We start from the raw sequence: 17,522 nt of genomic DNA, 5'->3' as shown, positions 1-17,522 counted from the left end.
TAAAAACAGGAGGATCCAATGATCCTCCTCTTCCATCTAGTGAATCTATTAAAAATCAATATTATTTATACTGCTCCATAATTTTCTTAAACTCAATACTTACACAATTCATTGGCGCAACAGTTGGAGATTTCCCAACAACTCCTCTTAACTTCCCATCATTAGAAAAGTCTAATCCAATCTGACTATAGGTATTAATATCTGTATAAGGTCCGGTATTAATCATAATATCTACAATCTCTAACTCACCCTCATCAAAAGTAAAGCTCATGCCATCTTCTAATTCTTGATCCAATAATGCTGATACTGTTTGATCCCCTTTGGTTAAACTCACTTTATTACCTTGTTTTACCAAAACACACTTTTCATCTGAGTCGGCAGCCACCAAATTACTTTCAATAAAATTATTAATAATCTTATCTGAACATTTATTGTATTGCTGCATATTTTCTAATGCAGGCAGTATTTGACAGGCATTCGTATTAAAATTAAAAATCATTGGTATTGAGTTATTCAAAATATCAACTTTCTTAGGTAATTGAGATAAATTTCCATCTTTAATTAACATTAACAGTGCATCATAGTCTTTGATGTTTTCATTATTCTTAATAGCTTCCAACAACTCTTGAATAGCTTGATGAATAGGGCTATTTACTTTCATCTCAGTATTAAATAGATCCGCATCATTATTAATACCATACCCCTTTTTAATAAGTTCAGCTACCAAAGCAGAATTTGCAGAATTTAACTTTTCTGTAGTCATGGTTCCAGATTGATACCATGTTGCAGGAACTTGGTTACTGGCATAAGCAACGACCATATCCGTAAGCGGATTAATATTTACATTACCCTCACGCTCAACATAACTATAGTAGCTTTGTCCATTAGCTTTTACCTGTAAACGACAAGGAAACTTACTATTATCTACTTCACCTTGCCATTTACCTTGGGCATTAACATTTACAGTATTTTTAAAACCGATTCCATCTTTACAAATTGCTGTTACATTTGCACCATTCAAAGCAGAAGTTGAAAATGCTGTACCAGAGATTAATTTATAAGTCACTTCATTTTGATTAGATTGTGAAATTTTCGCTTCACTAACACTGTTACTATTTTCACCACCACAAGCTATAAGTAATATTACTAAGAGCAAGCCACTAATTTTACAAATTATATTCATATTAAATCGCATTGTTATAGCACTAAAGATTTTTATATCGATCATGGACTAACACATGATGATAGGTAAATTAAACTCTATTAAAAGTATAATTTTAAAATAACAATAAATATTATATATAAATAAAATTAATGCAAAAATATTATTACACTCAATTACCTATTAAAAAATTCAGGCAATAAAAAACGCCCTAGAAAGGACGTTATTTATTATTTCTTCTAATAAATTAATTTGGCGTATGATACATCAAGTATAATTCATTCAAATTATCTGGGATTTCTTCTGCCAGCTCATCCATTAACTGTCCATTACGACGGAAAGATTCCATCTGTGGATCTTCTTCATCAATTCCACTAAATACCATCATTGGTAAAGTTAAATCAATTAATTGTTCTTCATATTCAGGTGCAAACCATGCATCTTCATTTAAGAACATCGCATCAACAAATCCAACACTCCAGTCGCCTAAGCTAGACTCAACATCAGCTTCTTCAATTTCAAACGGAAATTCAATTCCATTTTCATTTGCTAAGTCTTGTCGAATTGACTCTAACCACGCTTTGATCTGCTGAATAATTTCGGCAGGAACTTTTTTATGGTTATTATCAAACAATTCATCTAACCAACGATCGAACTGAGGGCCTACTGCAATTGCACACAGAAAACCATGAGTTGCAGCGAAATCCAGACCATACTCATTGTGGTCTCCATCTAGATATTCACTTAATTGGTCTAAATCTAACGCACTCATTGTGTTACCTGACTATAAAAAAGAAATCTACGATAGCATAGCATCTAAGCTGACGATGCCCTATTCAGATTTGATTAGTCTTCATCATCAAGATCATCATCGTCTAAATCGTAATCAAAATCTTTTAACTCACGCTCTAAACGGCGTTGAGCCAATAGATCATCAATTAATCTACGTTTTTCTAATGATTCTTTCGCAGTGATTTTGCCTGATGACTCATCAAAACCGACATCATCATCATCACCGTAGTTATCATCTAATTCAAAATCTGTAGAAGACACTAAAACTACCTCTAATGAAAAAATGTGAATGGGTCTAGCCGCTATTTATCTTGGTTATTAAATCGTGTCAAGTTTTATTTATATTTTTTTCATTAAACTGCATATTTGTACTTTTTTTCGCCAAAAAAATTGTGTATTTATAAAGCTGAACTATTTTTTTGATCAAAAAAAAATTCTATGATTTTTTCGATGATTTAAGCTTGAAAAAAATGATTTTATCCCAATATTCAAAAAACAGACGTGAATTCAAAGATATTTTTTATTTAACGGTTACTGATCAAAGCCAAAACATTTCAAGCAAATTGTGCTATCATGCACGGTTTTTCACTGCCACAGATTCAACAAAGAGTAAGCAAAGATGAGCGATATGCATTCCCCTACTTCTCAAGTAGCGGCTCTGATTAGCCGAGGCAAAGAACAAGGTTACTTAACTTACGCTGAGGTTAACGATCATCTGCCGGACTCGATTACTGAAAGCGAACAGATTGAAGACATTATTCAAATGCTTCAAGACGTTGGTATTCCTGTACACGAGCGTGCACCTGAATCTGACGATACCATGTTCGGTGAGTCGGCTGACGCAACTGATGAGGTTGCTGAAGAAGAAGCTGCTGCCGTACTTGCATCGGTTGAAAATGAGCCTGGGCGTACGACAGATCCTGTACGTATGTACATGCGTGAAATGGGTACAGTTGAACTGTTAACCCGTGAAGGTGAAATCAGCATTGCCAAACGTATTGAAGAAGGTATCCGTGATGTCCTTAATTCAATTGCTTACTGGCCAAATGCTGTTGAAGTTGTATTAAAAGAATATAATGATTTTTTAACTGGCGAACGCCGTCTTGCAGATATTTTATCAGGCTACCTCGATCCTGAAACTGATGAAGATATTCCAGAAGTTTTAGAAGAAGTTGAAGAACTTGAAGAAGACGAATCATCTTCAAAATCAACGAAAGAAGTTAAGCTTGATGATGACGATGAAGAAGAAGAGTCTGAAGGTGATGATGACTCTGAAGGCGATTCAGGTCCAGACCCTGAGGTTGCAAAAGTTCGTTTTACTGAACTAGAAGCTGCTTGGGCTAAAACAAAAGCTGTTGTTGAAAAACATGGTCGTAACAGTCCAGAGGCTGAAGAAGCTTTAGAAGCTTTAGCTACTGTGTTCATGATGTTTAAATTTACACCACGTTTATTTGACATCATCTCTGAAATGATTCGTGGTACACATGAGCAAATTCGTGCCAATGAACGTGAAATCATGCGTTATGCAGTACGTCGTGGCCGTATGGACCGTACTCAATTCCGTACATCTTTCCCTAAACAAGAATCTAATCCAGCTTGGTTAGATGAACAAATTGCTAAAGCACCTGCTGAAATCAAGGCGCATTTAGAAAAAGTTCGTCCAGATGTTTTAGCATTCCAACAAAAGATTGCAGATATTGAGAAAGAGCTTAGTTTAAGCGTTGCTGAAATTAAAGATATCTCGAAACGTATGGCGATTGGCGAAGCGAAAGCACGTCGCGCTAAGAAAGAAATGGTGGAAGCCAACCTCCGTTTGGTAATTTCAATTGCGAAAAAATATACCAACCGTGGTTTACAGTTCCTTGACTTGATTCAAGAAGGGAACATTGGTTTGATGAAAGCCGTAGACAAGTTTGAATACCGTCGTGGTTATAAATTCTCGACTTATGCAACTTGGTGGATTCGTCAGGCGATTACTCGTTCAATTGCCGATCAGGCTCGTACGATTCGTATTCCAGTACACATGATTGAAACGATTAACAAGATCAACCGTGTATCTCGTCAATTGTTACAAGAAATGGGCCGTGAACCAACACCTGAAGAATTAGGTGAACGTTTAGAAATGGATGAGGTTAAGGTTCGTAAAGTACTTAAAATTGCTAAAGAACCGATTTCGATGGAAACACCTATTGGTGATGATGAAGATTCACATCTTGGGGATTTCATTGAAGATCAAAACATCACTTCTCCAATTGATGCTGCGACTTCAGAAGGCTTAAAAGAAGCAACTCGTGAAGTATTGGAAAACTTAACTGAACGTGAAGCAAAAGTATTGAAGATGCGTTTTGGTATTGATATGCCAACCGATCACACACTTGAAGAAGTAGGTAAACAATTTGACGTAACACGTGAACGTATCCGTCAGATTGAAGCGAAAGCATTACGTAAATTACGTCACCCTTCTCGTTCTGAACATTTACGTTCTTTCTTGGAAAATGACTAAGTTTTGAAAGCTTGAAATTTCAAAACCAAGCCCCATTTAATAGAAAGAGCTATAAACGCCTGCGATAATGCAGGCGTTTCAAATCATGAGGTAACTTATGTTAGACCGCACTCCATCTCGCGAACTACAAGAACATCTTTGGGTATTTCCGATGGATTATCCAATTAAACTTATTGGCGATGCGGGTGAAGAATTACGTGTTGCTGTAGTCGATATTTTGGTAAAACATTTTCCAGACTTCGACCACTCAACATTAAAAGTTCAAGAATCTCGCACCGGCAAGTATCATTCTTTAACAGCACAATTGCGCTTTGAAGAATTGGAACAAGTTCATGCACTTTATGCTGACTTGGCTGCTTGTCCGCAGATTAGAACTGCGCTTTAATTTTAAGTTCTTCAATAAATACCACAGTCAGGCATTCTTACTGTGGTATTTTTTTGGAAATTTTAAAAACTTCCTACCACGAAAAACCTTACAAATATTTAGAATTCCTTTTATAAAATCCTTTAAAATTACAAGGTTTTCGGCTTTTATCTAGTAGATATTAACTGGGCGCCGCATAAACTAATTATAGGAAGAGATTGTGATGAGCCTTGATAAACCTAACTTAATCATTCGGCAATGGAACGATTTACAAGATTATCAAAGCAAGTTTGAAACCATGAAACTCTTAACAAATGAGCGAGATCAAGATACGCCTGATGAGTTATGGTTACTTCAACATCATAATGTTTTAACTCAAGGTCAAGCTGGTAAACCTGAACACATCCTAATTTCATCAGATATTCCTGTAGTGCAAACTGACCGTGGTGGACAAGTGACTTGGCATGGACCTGGTCAACTTGTTGCTTACTTCATGTTTGATCTTAATCGTCTAAAATGGAACGTACGAACATTGGTCAGTTTTGCTGAACAATTCATGATAGATGTTTTAAAAAAATACGGAATTGAAGCGTATGCTAAGCCTGATGCTCCAGGAGTATATGTCGATGGCCGTAAGATTGGTTCCTTAGGCTTTAAAATTCGTCGTGGCCGTAGCTATCATGGATTAGCATTAAACTTGGACTGTGCTTTAGATGGGTTCCAAACTATTAATCCTTGCGGTTACGCAGGCTTAGAAATGGTGCGTATACAAGATTTGGTGACTCCTTATCCATCATTCACTCAACTTTGCCAAGACTTTATTGAGTATATTAAGAACACGGGGTACTTTAATGACCCAGAAGTCAAAACCGAATAAATCGCTTTGCGATGAAATAAAAATGGATTAGAGTAATTACTCTAAATTTGCTTTTGCATAATTTTAACAAGGGATACGCGAGTGATTTCGACAAAAGCTGTAAAGCCTACTCTGCAACTTGCCTACGTTAAGCTCATGATGGATGTTGTTGGTCGTGGCTTAGTCATGGCAAGTCAAGTGGACACTGAAATACAAGAGGAAGTATCTAAATTTCCTGTTCACTTTGTACTTTCAATGAATGTTTTCCCAAATGGACCAGCATTTTTTGCTCGAGTCACAGAAGACAAACAGTTAGAGCTACTCAAAAGAGCTGAAAGAAAGCCAGACTTAACTATTACATTCAAACATGTAACTCATGCCTTTTTAGTATTTTCTTTTCAAGAAAGTACTGCCCAAGCATTTGCTAATGACCGAATGATTGCTGATGGTGATGTATCTGCTGCCATTCGCTTAGTACGCTGTCTAAATAAAATGGAATCTCTCATTTTACCTAAATTGGTTGCGTCTCTTGCAGTCAAAGAATACCCAACCGAACTCACCTTAAAAGAAAAATTCAACGAAGCTGCAAATATTTACTTAAAAGTAGCTAAGTCCTATTTCAAGCGGAGCGCATAACATGGCTAAACCATATTACGAATTCTTTTGTCCTGTAAAAGTCATTGCCGGTAATGCTGCGTTAGAACATATTCCGTTTGAACTTGCGACTTTAGGTGCAAAACGTCCGCTCATTATTACAGATAAAGGTGTGCGCGCAAATGGCCTACTCAACCCGATTGAAGCTGCGTTCAGTACAACTGATGCTGTCATTGGTCATGTGTTTGATGATGTTCCACCAGACTCAAGTTTAGAAGTCGTTCGTCTTGCAGCAGAAGCTTATCGCAAGAATAAATGCGATGCGATTATTGCTGTAGGTGGTGGTTCAGTTATCGATACTTCTAAAGCAACTAACATTTTAGTATCTGAAGGTGGAGATGACTTACTTCAATATTCTGGTGCACACAACCTACCAAAACCATTAAAACCATTTTTCGTAATCCCAACTACATCAGGTACGGGATCTGAAGTGACTATGGTTGCCGTGGTTTCAGATACGCAAAAGAATGTTAAATTGGCATTTGCTTCTTATTACTTAATGCCACATGCAGCGATTTTAGATCCACGCATGACACTTACATTGCCACCTCATTTAACTGCAATGACAGGTATGGATGCCTTAACACATTGTGTTGAAGCATATACATGTATGGCTGCCAATCCACTCAGCGATGCTTATGCAAGTGCTGGAATTAAAAAGATTAGTGAAAACCTATTTAATGTCCTAGAAAACCCAAATGACTCACAAGGTCGTTTAGAACTAGCACAAGCCTCTACAATGGCAGGTATTGCATTCTCAAACTCAATGGTAGGCCTTGTACATTCCTTAGGTCATGCTTTAGGTGCTGTTGCTCACCTGCCCCACGGTTTATGCATGAATTTATTCTTACCGTATGTGCTTGAATATAATAAGCAGGTAAATGGCCAGAAAATTGGTGAATTACTATTGCCGTTAGCTGGTGCTGATATCTATGCACAAACTCCAGCAACTCAACGTGCAGACAGAGCGATTGCAACAATTTTAGCAATGCGTGATCGTTTATTTACTTTAACCAAGTTACCACGTACTTTACGTGAAACTGGCAAAGTAACGGAAGCACAGCTCGATGAAGTTGCAGAAAAAGCACTAAATGACGGCTCAATTATTTACAACCCTAAAGAAGCAAGCCTAAAAGATATCCGAGAGATCTTAGAAAAGGCATGGTAATTCGATAGGTTAAACTCGAGACTTAAATCTAAAGACCTGATTTTTATATAAAATCAGGTCTTTTTTATCACTGTGAATTTTTATTCATCTTTTTATTTGGAAATATGGCAAAAAATTTGCTAAAAAATCGATGAAAGTACTGACAATTTGCATCAATTTAGGATAGATTGGCGCACTTTATCTTTTTCTGTAGGGGGGATCGTTCGTCTCAAACGATCCTTAACACCAAGCTGATCCTTGATCAACGATTATGAGGATAACGCCGTTGACAAATTTATCTGGGACTAAACCAACAGCTAAACTTCAAAAGAATCTTGTGCTTTGGCACATTATTATTATTGGTTTAGCTTATATTCAGCCATTAACGTTATTCGATACTTTTGGTTTAGTATCAGAGCGAAGTGGCGGTCATGTACCAACTTCCTACATCTTTGCATTAGTCGCAATTTTATTAACATCGATCAGTTATGGACATATGATTAAGCGCTACCCTTCTTCTGGGTCAGCTTATACGTATGCTCAAAAATCAATTCACCCTAATGTTGGTTTTATGGTGGGTTGGTCTTCTTGGTTAGACTATTTACTGTCACCGCTTGTTAATATTATTTTGGCAGATATTTATCTAAGAGCTCTTTTTCCAGAGGTAAATAACTGGTTATGGGTGATTGGTTTAACCACCCTAATGACTGTTATTAACTTATTTGGTGCACGTTTTGTCGCACGCTTTAACAGTACAATCGTTATTATTCAGCTTGGCGTAATTTTTTATTTCGTTTATCAGGTATACATTTTACTCACTCAAGGTGTATATGCAGATGGAACTTTAAATCCAGATAAAGCTGCCTTGTGGTCATTAACTCCTTTTTGGAACGACATGACATCCGTAAGTGCTTTAATTGCTGGTGCAACTGTACTCTGCTTCTCTTTCACAGGGTTTGATGCTTTATCTTCTCTTGCTGAAGAAACAAAAGATGCGGAGAAAACGCTGCCAAAAGCTATTTTTACGACAGCATTACTTGCAGGTATTATTTTCATTGTAAGTACTTACTTCATCCAATTATATTTCCCTAGTAACCCAAATACTTACTTTAACCCTCTGGATGAATCACAGCCTGTGATGGTTGCTGCGATTGGTAGTATTGCGTTTAAAACTTTGGTTTTATATTTTGCTGTAGTTGCTGTTATGGCATCAGGTATCTCTGCTCATGCTGGTGTATCTCGTTTAATGTATGTAATGGGACGTGACGGTGTAATCAATAAGAAATTATTTGGTCATATTAGTCCAAAATTACATACTCCAACTTACAACATTCTTATTGTAGGTGTAGTTGCCTTATCTGCTGGTTTCTTAGATCTTGAGCATATTGTCAACTTAATTAGTTTTGGTGCTTTAACCGCCTTTAGTTTTGTTAACTTCTCTGTTATTTCTCGCTATGCATTAAGAGATGGCAAGAACAAAACGTTTAAAGACATCATCAACTATATTGTTATACCAACACTTGGTTTTGCCAGTGTGTTTATGATGTGGCTAGAAATTGATAAGCTTGCCTTACAAATTGGCTTAGCTTGGGCCGTTATTGGTGTAGGTTATTTGGCCTACAAAACCAAAGGTTTCAAATATAATGCTCCACAGCATAATGAACACGAATAATAAAAAAAGGCGCTTAAAGCGCCTTTTTTTATGGTCAAATTAACCAAAAATTTTGTTCACAATATTTTGTACACGTTGAGCATAGAGTTTCGCTGTTTCAAGGTCTCCAGCAGGGACTTCCTCTACACTTGCATCAGAAGGTGATTGAACTAAAAGTCCAACTGAACCACCTAAGTTATTTACATCTTCACGTGTTGCATCTTTTGTATTCGCTGGTAATAAACCAAGGCTCACCCAAATTCCACCATGTTGCGATGCTAAAGTCTGTAATTGAATAAGCGTAACCTGCTTATCCCCATTTAAGCTCGCGCTGTTTGTGAAGCCTGCAAATACTTTATCTTGCCAACCACGTGTAAACCAAACTTTTGATGTTGCATCAGCAAACTTTTTAAACTGCCATGGTGCTGTACCCATATAAGTCGGAGCACCAAAAACAATCCCCTTCGCATCATTTAATGTATGCCAATCTTGTTCAGTAATATTACCTTCTTGATCAATTTGGATGAGCTGAGCATTAATTTCGTTTGCAAACGTTTCAGCCACTACTTTAGTGTGGCCATAACCAGAGAAATATACAACCGCGATATTAGAGTTAGACATGGGAGCAAACCTTTGTTTTATTAAATTCCACTTTATGATATATTTTAGAAACTAGGTGTCAATTAGTTACTAACTGGTAACTATGGTAATTTTTTAAGAAATTAGCAGGTAAATAGTATGAATGAATGTCTAAAATATAATGTTTTTCAACAACATTGCCCTGCTCGTTTATTTTTTGAAAAAATTGCAGATAAGTGGGTTTTATTAATTTTAAATGTGCTTGAAGAGGAAACTCAGCACTTCAACTTGCTCAAAAAGAATATTCAAGGTATTTCACCTAAAGTCTTATCACAGAAGTTAAAAATGCTGGAAAGAGACGGTTTTATTGAGCGTAAAATTCAAAATACTTCTCCTATTCGTGTTGATTACTCACTAACTTCTCTGGGGCAAAATGTCGCTTCAATGGCGTTCCAATTAAAGGAATGGGCCGAAACCAATATTGAACAGGTTTTAGCAGCCCAAATGACTTATGATGAAAAAGTGCTAGAACAGGCTTAATTGGATTTATATAAAAAAATAAGGCCACAACTGTGGCCTTATTTTTATTTAAAAACTATTAACTTATCCTAAGTCTTTAAAACCCTGCTGACGCCATGCTTCATAAACAATCACAGCTGTTGCATTAGATAAATTTAAACTTCTTGAGTTTTCCGCCATTGGCAAACGAATCCACTGTTCTTGTGGAAACATCAAGCGAACATGCTCAGGCAAACCGCGTGTTTCCGGCCCCATCAGTAAAGCCACAGGTCGATTCAAATCAACTGTATGCGGAGTTGCAGAACCTTTAGTGGTGAGTGGAAAAACATGCTCAACCCCTTTAGCTTTCAAGTCGGCAAGGCAAAGTTCTATGTTGTCCCAAATTTGCATACGTGCCCATTCATGATAATCAAGACCTGCTCGTTTGAGCTTTTTATCATCCAATTCAAAACCTAAAGGCTTGACCAAATGTAACTGTGCACCAGTATTAGCACATAAACGAATGATATTGCCTGTATTGGCAGGAATTTCAGGCTCGTATAGGACAACATGAATCACAAATTTTCTCGACTTTAATAACCAGCAATAAACTCAAATGAACTTATTGCCATTTTAACTGTTCACGTAAATTCACCACTTCACCAATAATGGTTAAAGTTGGTGCTACAATATGATGTTCAGACACTTTTGTTGCGATATCAGCTAATGTTCCAACTACAACTTTCTGGTCTGGTGTGGTTCCTTTAGAGATTAAAGCTACTGGCATATCAGCACGTTGACCATGAGCAATAAGTTGCTCACAAATGCGTTCTAAACCAACTAGCCCCATATATAAAACCAAAGTTTGATTTTCATAAACCAGCTCATTCCAAGGAAGTTCAGGTGAACCTTCCTTTAAATGCCCAGTTAAGAAACGAACACTTTGTGCATAATCACGATGTGTTAATGGAATGCCCGCATAAGCTGAACAGCCTGATGCTGCTGTTATACCTGGTACAACTTGGAAAGTGACATTCGCCTCAACGAGCTCTTGAATCTCTTCACCACCACGTCCAAAGATAAATGGATCACCACCCTTTAAACGACAAACACGCTTTCCTTTTTGAGCATATTCAACCAGTAAAGCATTAATACCATCTTGGGGAACGGAGTGATTTGAACGGGCTTTACCGACATAAATTTTAGTCGCATCACGACGGCAAAGCTCTAAAATGGGCGCAGAAACAAGACGATCATAAATCACAACATCAGCTTGCTGCATAAGACGTAATGCTTTTAGTGTCAGTAACTCTGGATCACCCGGTCCAGCGCCTACCAAATAAACTTCACCTTTAGGTGCAGTCCATTCTGTTAAGGCTTGCTGAATCAAACCATTTGCAACTTCTAAATTGTCATTGAAAACTTGTTCTTTCAATGGGCTAGCATAGAGGTTTTCCCAAAAAATCCGACGCTCATCTGGATTGGGAATTTTTTCTTTTACCTGCTTACGCCACTGACCAGAAAACTCAGCCAACTTACCCATGCCATGCGGAACAATTGTTTCTATTTGAGTACGAAGTTGTCTTGATAAAACTGGTGATGCACCATTTGAAGCGACAGAAATAATTAACGGAGAACGATCAATAATAGCTGGAACCATAAAGCGACAATGTGGAATATCATCAACACTATTGACCAATAAATTACGCGCTTCACATTGTTCAAAAACAGCTTTATTCACTTGCGCATCATTAGTTGCAGCAATCACTAATCGATATGGTGTATTTAATATTTTTTCAGCAAAGGACTCGGCAAAATACTCTCCGCCTGTCGTTTTGACTAACTGTAAAAGCTGCTCTTCAATTGCAGGAGCAATAATATCGATTACTGCTCCCGCTTTGGCTAAAAGGTTTGCTTTGCGCAAAGCAATATGCCCACCACCTACAATCAGACAATGTTGCTGTTGCAACTTTAAAGAGATTGGAAAAATATCCACCTTAAACCTCTACATTAATCATCTGATTTGGGTTAAGCAAAAACCGTGCACAATTTAGATGCAAAGCTTAGTCAATAAACGTTGCACCACCCATATATGGGCGTAATACTTCTGGAATCTCGATAGAACCGTCTTCACGTTGGTAATTTTCCATTACAGCAAGCAAAGTACGTCCAACTGCCAGACCTGAACCATTTAGTGTGTGCACCAATTCGGTCTTCTTTTGATCCATTCTGTAGCGTGCTTTCATGCGGCGTGCCTGAAAATCACCCATATTAGAGCAGCTAGAGATTTCACGATAAGTATTTTGGCTTGGAACCCAAACTTCTAAGTCGTAAGTCTTAGTTGCACCAAAGCCCATGTCACCACCACAAAGCAAAATCTTGCGGTATGGCAAACCTAGTGCCTGCAAAATGCCCTCAGCATGTGCAGTAAGCTCTTCAAGTGCTTGCATAGATGTTTCAGGTTTAACGATTTGCACCATCTCAACTTTATCAAATTGATGCTGACGAATTAAACCACGGGTATCACGACCATAAGAACCAGCTTCACTACGGAAACATGGCGTATGCGCTGCATATTTTAAAGGCAAACGTTCGGTATCAATAATCTCATCGCGAACGAAGTTAGTAACTGGAACTTCTGCTGTAGGGATGAGGTAATATTCTTTTTCACCTTGAAGTTTGAATAAATCTTCTTCAAATTTTGGCAACTGACCAGTACCACGAAGTGAATCAGCATTGACCAAATAAGGCACGTAAGCTTCTGTATAGCCATTCTTTAAAGTATGGGTATCAAGCATGAACTGTGTTAATGCACGTTGTAGGCGTGCTAAAGAACCTTTCAATACGCTAAAACGTGAACCAGTCAATTTAGTAGCGGTTTCAAACTCTAAACCACCCATCCACTCACCTAAATCAGTATGATCTTTGATTTCAAAATCAAACTGACGAGGCGTACCCCATTTTGAGATTTCAACGTTGTCATCTTCATCTTTACCAGCAGGAACAGACTCATCTGGTAAGTTAGGAATACTCAGCGCTTTTTGTTCAATCTCGTTTTGTAACTCTGACAAAGCAACTTCAGCAGCTTTAATTTCATCACCAATGGCTTGCATACGCGCCATGATCTCAGAAGCATCACCACCGGATTTTTTAATCTGACCCACTTGTTTTGCACCGGCATTACGTTCTGCCTGCAATTTTTCAGTTTTTGATTGCAAATCTTTACGACGAGTTTCTAAAGAAGCCCATTCTTGAACATCTAATTGAACACCGCGTTTTGCCAAAGCCGCATTAACGGCTTCAATATTATTTCTGAGTAACTTAGGGTCGATCATAATCAATCATAATATGGGTAAAAAACTGGCTATAGTGTAAGGCCTTAACACTAAAAAATATAGTGATCATCTTCATAACGAATAGCTTTCACACAATTCTTAGAATAGATCACTTATTTTAAAAGTTATAGTTTGGCACACTTGGCAAATACTCAGGTTTAATGAACTTACCCGCTTCAAAATATGGCAGTGTTAATTCAGACATTCCCTCTGCATATGAAGCTAGCTCATAAATTGGATAGACAAATACAATGCCATTAGCGCCATAGTAGAAATTATCGCTTAATTGCAGTTTTTCACGGCTAATATTGTGTGTTTGAAGCCAATTCGTATTTGCTTCAAAAAGAGCATCAACCAACTGTTTTTCAACATCTGGCTGAATAAGTTCAGCAACAGTAATGTGCTTTTTATTTAATAAATCAAAATTTACAAATTCTTGATGAGACATGCCGTGTGCAGCACCAGCTGAGTACGAATAAGTCTGTAATGCAAAGGTGGCAAGGTTATAGTTTTGCCCTAAATAGCGAACATAAATTGCACTCTGACTTGAACTTGGTTCACCTTCAGGTACTTCAACTGGTTGATCGGCTAAATTTGCAAAAGCATTCGGATCTGCTTTCTTTATACGATTGGTGAAGTAATCATTAATCCATTTTTGATTGGTCTGTACTGTTTGAAAATCATACTCAGTACAACCATCTTCTAAGCAAACTTTTGATTTTGGCAATTTTACTGGAATTACTTTTGCTTGAATTACAGGAACACCAGCCTCTTTCGTTTCTTTAACTTTTGCAGTCGAAGCAGCCTGCTCTTCTTTGGCTGCCGACTTTGGTTGGCAACCAGTCACAATTGCCATTGCAGCCATTAATGGAAGAATACAAATAATTTTCTTATCGTAAAGTCGCATAATAATCCCCATGAATTTATCTCTAACACTATACAAAGCGTAAGAATAAGACGGGGTTAAAAAATGTATCTGTTTCTCTGATATAAAAAAAGCTACCTTTTACGGTAGCTTTTTTGAAGAGGCTTTAATTATTGGTCAATAACATCCGTACCCTTTGGCGGTGTAAAGTTAAAGACTGATGCCGGAATTGAAGCATTTACTTTAACGTTCTTAAAGCGTACATAGGTGGTTTGACCTAATGAGTCTTGTAATACCATAAGTGTAGGCGCTTTATTTGCTCCAAAGCTAATCGTTAAGCTTTGGAATGCCCCATCTTCTTTCTTAGGGAATAATGTGAAATAAAGTTTAGATTTATCAGGTTGTGTTACACGATAAGACTTCATGATTTGGTTGGTATTACCAGAGAGTAATAATGCTGGTGTATCTGCAACCTGATCATCTAAGCTTTGGCGGACCGCTTGTTGTAAATCTGGATCATAGATCCAAACTGTTTTTCCGCTCGTTACAATAGTTTGTTTAGCAGGACTTACTGTTTCCCAATAAAATTTCCCCGGACGCTCAACTTTCATTGAGCCTTTAAATGTCTGGTTCATATGCTGTGCACTTAAACTCTTTTTCTGTGCCACAGTTTTTGTATTGGCTTTAGTTGTTTGTTCAAAGTCGGCAGTCAAACGCTGTAAACCTGATAACTGATTAACCAGGTTCCCAATTGCCTGTTGCTCCGGTGCTGCTACAGGCGCAGCAAACACTGTAGTACTCATTACAGGAGCAAGCACTGACGCGCTAAGTGTAATAGCACACATAGTTTTACGAAGCATATTCATGTCATCACCTTTTTAGTTGCTGTAAGACAACTTACTCTCTTTCAAAGTTATGAAACTGAGTAAGCTCTTAATTCAAGACTCATATTAACCGACAAACTCTGTGCTAATCATTGAGAAAATAAGATATTTTGTTATGTTATTCATGTTGTTTGTAGAATTTCATTCATCATGATGAAGATGAATAAAAATAAATGCCATAAAAAAAGCCCACAAAATGTGGGCTTTTTTCGAGCTAAAACTTATACAGTTTCAACTTTTACGTAGCGACGGCCAAATTGACCCTTCACTTCGAATTTTACTACGCCGTCAGCAGTAGCAAATAAAGTATGGTCACGGCCCATACCAACATTTGCACCAGCGTGGAACTCTGTACCACGTTGACGAACGATGATGTTACCAGCAGTTACAGCTTGACCGCCGTAAACTTTAACACCTAACATTTTTGGGTTTGAATCACGACCGTTCTTCGTCGATCCACCGGCTTTTTTAGTTGCCATGTCTCTTACTCCTCGTGATTAGCCTGAAATACCAGTAATTTTCAACTCAGTGAACCATTGACGGTGACCTTGTTGTTTACGGTAGTGTTTACGACGACGCATTTTGATGATGCGGATTTTGTCGTGACGACCATGACCAATCACTTCTGCAGTTACTTTAGCGCCAGCTACAACTGGAGCACCGATTTGAATGTTGTCACCGTTTACAACCATTAATACATCATCAAATGTAATAGTCGCGCCAGATTCAGCTTTCAATAATTCAACTTTAAGGGTTTCACCCTCAACTACACGGTGCTGTTTACCACCGCTTTGGATTACTGCGTACATAATGTACTCCAATTAGCCCGTGTCGACGTGCCGATAAGGGATATATCGATCTTAAAACGCTCGCCACTGGGGTTATATAAGGCGACAGATTTTAAGTGAAATTTGATCAAACGACAAGTATTTTCTATTTATCAGTAAAGTCTATTGCCCTATTTTTACAAAATCAACAAACAGCTTAGATTGGAATTTAGCAGTTTTCATTGATTCTGAATGAAAATTAAAATACAGTTCCAGACACAAATTGCGACAAGAACAAGTTGTATTAATGCTGATGTCATTAAATTTATTGTTTTGCCGGAAATATCATGTTTTGCTTAAATAAAGAACAAAGAACGCATAAAGACAATAGAAATGATTAATATCAGCCACTTGTTAACCTGTGCAACACACCTTTACTTGATACACTAACGCCACTTATCTACCAATACGGGGTTTTTCTTCATATGGTCATCGATTTCAAGCAAGACATTCTTGCGCCTGTTGCCTCAGACTTTGCTGCGATGGATCACTTGATTAATGAAGGAATTAGCTCAAAAGTCGGTTTAGTCATGTCTGTCAGCAAACATGTTGTTGAAGCTGGCGGAAAACGTATGCGCCCAATCATGTGCTTACTCGCTGCTCGCGCATGTGGCCTAGATAACATGGCAAACGCACAGCGTCTGGCTGCAATCATTGAAATGTTGCATACCGCGACATTAGTCCATGATGATGTGGTAGATGAATCTGGGCTTCGTCGTGGTCGACCTACAGCAAATGCGACATGGAACAATCAGACAGCCGTATTAGTCGGTGACTTCCTCATTGCACGTGCTTTCGATTTACTGGTCGATTTAAACAACATGACTTTATTGAAAGACTTTTCAACAGGTACATGTGAAATTGCGGAAGGTGAAGTATTACAACTTCAATCGCAACATCAACCAGATACAACAGAAGAAACTTATTTAAAAATTATTCACGGTAAAACTTCTCGTCTGTTTGAACTGGCTACAGAAGGCGCTGCTATTTTGGCAGGACAAGAAGCGTATCGTGAACCTTTGAGATTATTTGCTGGCCATTTTGGTAATGCATTCCAAATTATTGATGATATTTTAGACTACACTTCAGATGCTGAAACATTAGGTAAAAATATTGGTGATGATTTAATGGAAGGTAAGCCAACTTTACCGTTAATTTCTGCATTAGCACACTCAACAGGTGATGAGCATGCGATTATTCGTCGCAGTATCGCAACTGGTGGAGTGGATCAATTATCTCAAGTTATAGAAATTGTACAGAAGTCTGGTGCTTTAGATTATTGTCACCAACGTGCCCAAGAAGAAACAGAAGCAGCACTGCAAGCTTTATCAAACCTACCCGATACACCATATCGTCAGGCTTTGATTAACTTAACTCAGCTTGCGTTACATCGAATACAATAGAT

Annotated in this window: 19 protein-coding genes; 8 read left to right on the top strand and 11 right to left on the bottom strand. The window is 37.8% G+C overall.

Going from position 1 to position 17,522, the window contains the following annotated elements; genetic code table 11:
* Positions 1 to 61 precede the first annotated feature (61 nt).
* From J663_RS15705 to J663_RS15695, 3 genes are all read right to left on the bottom strand, one after another.
* The gene (locus tag J663_RS15705) at positions 62 to 1,183 is read right to left on the bottom strand and encodes a hypothetical protein (RefSeq protein WP_033850811.1); all 1,122 of its coding nucleotides are present in this window, start codon (positions 1,181 to 1,183) and stop codon (positions 62 to 64) included.
* A gap of 226 nt (positions 1,184 to 1,409) precedes the next feature.
* Complete coding sequence (locus J663_RS15700) at positions 1,410 to 1,934, bottom strand: YecA family protein (RefSeq protein ID WP_002116105.1); 525 nt, start codon at positions 1,932 to 1,934, stop codon at positions 1,410 to 1,412.
* A gap of 74 nt (positions 1,935 to 2,008) precedes the next feature.
* Positions 2,009 to 2,215, bottom strand: coding sequence for a PA3496 family putative envelope integrity protein (locus J663_RS15695; protein WP_002116495.1), 207 nt, complete (start codon positions 2,213 to 2,215; stop codon positions 2,009 to 2,011).
* A 358-nt stretch (positions 2,216 to 2,573) separates the two neighbouring features.
* On the opposite strand from J663_RS15695, the gene rpoD reads away from it, so the two are divergent.
* From rpoD to J663_RS15665, 6 genes are all read left to right on the top strand, one after another.
* Complete coding sequence (gene rpoD, locus J663_RS15690; RefSeq protein ID WP_033850809.1) at positions 2,574 to 4,457, top strand: RNA polymerase sigma factor RpoD; 1,884 nt, start codon at positions 2,574 to 2,576, stop codon at positions 4,455 to 4,457.
* Positions 4,458 to 4,554: 97 nt separating this feature from the next.
* Positions 4,555 to 4,842 carry a YbeD family protein gene (locus J663_RS15685; protein WP_002116017.1) on the top strand — a complete coding sequence of 96 codons (288 nt, stop codon included), beginning with the start codon at positions 4,555 to 4,557 and terminating at the stop codon, positions 4,840 to 4,842.
* Between the two features lie 202 nt (positions 4,843 to 5,044).
* Complete coding sequence (gene lipB / locus J663_RS15680) at positions 5,045 to 5,698, top strand: lipoyl(octanoyl) transferase LipB (RefSeq protein WP_005064548.1); 654 nt, start codon at positions 5,045 to 5,047, stop codon at positions 5,696 to 5,698.
* Between the two features lie 81 nt (positions 5,699 to 5,779).
* Entirely contained in the window at positions 5,780 to 6,313 is a 534-nt protein-coding gene (locus tag J663_RS15675) for a hypothetical protein (protein WP_005072911.1), read from the top strand.
* A 1-nt stretch (position 6,314) separates the two neighbouring features.
* The gene (locus tag J663_RS15670; protein WP_033850808.1) at positions 6,315 to 7,499 is read left to right on the top strand and encodes an iron-containing alcohol dehydrogenase; all 1,185 of its coding nucleotides are present in this window, start codon (positions 6,315 to 6,317) and stop codon (positions 7,497 to 7,499) included.
* Positions 7,500 to 7,764: 265 nt separating this feature from the next.
* Entirely contained in the window at positions 7,765 to 9,150 is a 1,386-nt protein-coding gene (locus J663_RS15665; RefSeq protein WP_014207482.1) for an APC family permease, read from the top strand.
* A gap of 39 nt (positions 9,151 to 9,189) precedes the next feature.
* Here the strand turns inward: J663_RS15665 and J663_RS15660 are convergent, their stop codons facing one another.
* On the bottom strand, positions 9,190 to 9,750 hold the full coding sequence (locus tag J663_RS15660; RefSeq protein WP_033850806.1) for a flavodoxin family protein: 561 nt from the start codon (positions 9,748 to 9,750) through the stop codon (positions 9,190 to 9,192).
* Positions 9,751 to 9,867: 117 nt separating this feature from the next.
* Here J663_RS15660 and J663_RS15655 point away from each other — a divergent pair, with 117 nt between their 5' ends.
* Entirely contained in the window at positions 9,868 to 10,248 is a 381-nt protein-coding gene (locus tag J663_RS15655) for a winged helix-turn-helix transcriptional regulator (protein ID WP_002116344.1), read from the top strand.
* Between the two features lie 63 nt (positions 10,249 to 10,311).
* Here the strand turns inward: J663_RS15655 and J663_RS15650 are convergent, their stop codons facing one another.
* The 7 genes from J663_RS15650 to rplU form a co-directional block, all read right to left on the bottom strand.
* Positions 10,312 to 10,785 carry a tRNA (cytidine(34)-2'-O)-methyltransferase gene (locus J663_RS15650; protein ID WP_005072891.1) on the bottom strand — a complete coding sequence of 158 codons (474 nt, stop codon included), beginning with the start codon at positions 10,783 to 10,785 and terminating at the stop codon, positions 10,312 to 10,314.
* A gap of 43 nt (positions 10,786 to 10,828) precedes the next feature.
* Entirely contained in the window at positions 10,829 to 12,202 is a 1,374-nt protein-coding gene (gene cysG / locus J663_RS15645; RefSeq protein WP_005072889.1) for a siroheme synthase CysG, read from the bottom strand.
* Between the two features lie 67 nt (positions 12,203 to 12,269).
* Positions 12,270 to 13,541 (bottom strand): serine--tRNA ligase, encoded by a 1,272-nt coding sequence (gene serS / locus J663_RS15640; RefSeq protein WP_005072887.1) that lies wholly within the window; start codon positions 13,539 to 13,541, stop codon positions 12,270 to 12,272.
* A 118-nt stretch (positions 13,542 to 13,659) separates the two neighbouring features.
* Entirely contained in the window at positions 13,660 to 14,460 is an 801-nt protein-coding gene (locus J663_RS15635) for an RsiV family protein (RefSeq protein WP_017400195.1), read from the bottom strand.
* 116 nt (positions 14,461 to 14,576) lie between these two features.
* Positions 14,577 to 15,272 carry an outer membrane lipoprotein chaperone LolA gene (lolA, locus tag J663_RS15630; protein ID WP_004789378.1) on the bottom strand — a complete coding sequence of 232 codons (696 nt, stop codon included), beginning with the start codon at positions 15,270 to 15,272 and terminating at the stop codon, positions 14,577 to 14,579.
* Positions 15,273 to 15,511: 239 nt separating this feature from the next.
* On the bottom strand, positions 15,512 to 15,769 hold the full coding sequence (gene rpmA, locus J663_RS15625) for a 50S ribosomal protein L27 (RefSeq protein ID WP_002116037.1): 258 nt from the start codon (positions 15,767 to 15,769) through the stop codon (positions 15,512 to 15,514).
* An 18-nt stretch (positions 15,770 to 15,787) separates the two neighbouring features.
* Positions 15,788 to 16,099, bottom strand: a complete 312-nt coding sequence (gene rplU, locus J663_RS15620; protein ID WP_000271409.1) for a 50S ribosomal protein L21 — start codon at positions 16,097 to 16,099, stop codon at positions 15,788 to 15,790.
* 443 nt (positions 16,100 to 16,542) lie between these two features.
* On the opposite strand from rplU, the gene sdsA reads away from it, so the two are divergent.
* Complete coding sequence (sdsA, locus tag J663_RS15615) at positions 16,543 to 17,520, top strand: All-trans-nonaprenyl-diphosphate synthase (RefSeq protein ID WP_003655412.1); 978 nt, start codon at positions 16,543 to 16,545, stop codon at positions 17,518 to 17,520.
* The last annotated feature ends 2 nt before the right edge of the window (positions 17,521 to 17,522 follow it).

Source organism: Acinetobacter sp. 826659 (assembly GCF_000588515.1).
Taxonomy (GTDB): domain Bacteria; phylum Pseudomonadota; class Gammaproteobacteria; order Pseudomonadales; family Moraxellaceae; genus Acinetobacter; species Acinetobacter pittii.
Note: the sequence above shows the minus strand (reverse complement) of the source record. Positions and strands in the feature narration are given on the sequence as shown.

Bases quoted from the DNA above. Each gene is read 5' to 3' on its own strand.
- J663_RS15705 (WP_033850811.1), bottom strand. From the start codon at position 1,183: ATGAATATAATTTGTAAAATTAGTGGCTTGCTCTTAGTAATATTACTT.
- J663_RS15700 (WP_002116105.1), bottom strand. From the start codon at position 1,934: ATGAGTGCGTTAGATTTAGACCAATTAAGTGAATATCTAGATGGAGAC.
- rpoD (WP_033850809.1), top strand. From the start codon at position 2,574: ATGAGCGATATGCATTCCCCTACTTCTCAAGTAGCGGCTCTGATTAGC.
- J663_RS15685 (WP_002116017.1), top strand. From the start codon at position 4,555: ATGTTAGACCGCACTCCATCTCGCGAACTACAAGAACATCTTTGGGTA.
- lipB (WP_005064548.1), top strand. From the start codon at position 5,045: ATGAGCCTTGATAAACCTAACTTAATCATTCGGCAATGGAACGATTTA.
- J663_RS15670 (WP_033850808.1), top strand. From the start codon at position 6,315: ATGGCTAAACCATATTACGAATTCTTTTGTCCTGTAAAAGTCATTGCC.
- J663_RS15660 (WP_033850806.1), bottom strand. From the start codon at position 9,750: ATGTCTAACTCTAATATCGCGGTTGTATATTTCTCTGGTTATGGCCAC.
- J663_RS15655 (WP_002116344.1), top strand. From the start codon at position 9,868: ATGAATGAATGTCTAAAATATAATGTTTTTCAACAACATTGCCCTGCT.
- serS (WP_005072887.1), bottom strand. From the start codon at position 13,541: ATGATCGACCCTAAGTTACTCAGAAATAATATTGAAGCCGTTAATGCG.
- J663_RS15635 (WP_017400195.1), bottom strand. From the start codon at position 14,460: ATGGGGATTATTATGCGACTTTACGATAAGAAAATTATTTGTATTCTT.
- lolA (WP_004789378.1), bottom strand. From the start codon at position 15,272: ATGAATATGCTTCGTAAAACTATGTGTGCTATTACACTTAGCGCGTCA.
- rpmA (WP_002116037.1), bottom strand. From the start codon at position 15,769: ATGGCAACTAAAAAAGCCGGTGGATCGACGAAGAACGGTCGTGATTCA.
- rplU (WP_000271409.1), bottom strand. From the start codon at position 16,099: ATGTACGCAGTAATCCAAAGCGGTGGTAAACAGCACCGTGTAGTTGAG.
- sdsA (WP_003655412.1), top strand. From the start codon at position 16,543: ATGGTCATCGATTTCAAGCAAGACATTCTTGCGCCTGTTGCCTCAGAC.